Below are 264 nucleotides of genomic sequence, written 5' to 3'. Positions count from 1 at the left end.
AGGTCACATTCTTACGTGGTGGCTCAAACTTAAAGCCATCCACCATATGATGCTTCACCTGCCCCGTATCCATCAGACTCTGGGCCATCTGTCCGTTATCGATAGCATGAACAAACATGGAACGTTTAACCAGCTGATAGGTCCAGCCACCCGGGCACGCCCCGAGATCCACCCCCCACATACCAGATGCCAGTCGCTCATCCCACTCTTCGCGCGGAATAAAGACATGAACTGCCTCTTCCAGCTTGAGGGTAGAACGGCTAG

The 264-nt window shown here is 53.4% G+C and carries 1 protein-coding gene; it reads right to left on the bottom strand.

Annotated elements, in window-relative coordinates; all coding sequences use genetic code 11:
• Positions 1-264 (bottom strand): SAM-dependent methyltransferase (locus ACYP03_RS26595; RefSeq protein WP_459782755.1); only part of this gene is annotated, 264 nt, incomplete at both ends.

Source organism: Photobacterium sp. R1, assembly GCF_054600795.1.
This window is presented reverse-complemented; position numbering and strand designations above follow the sequence as displayed.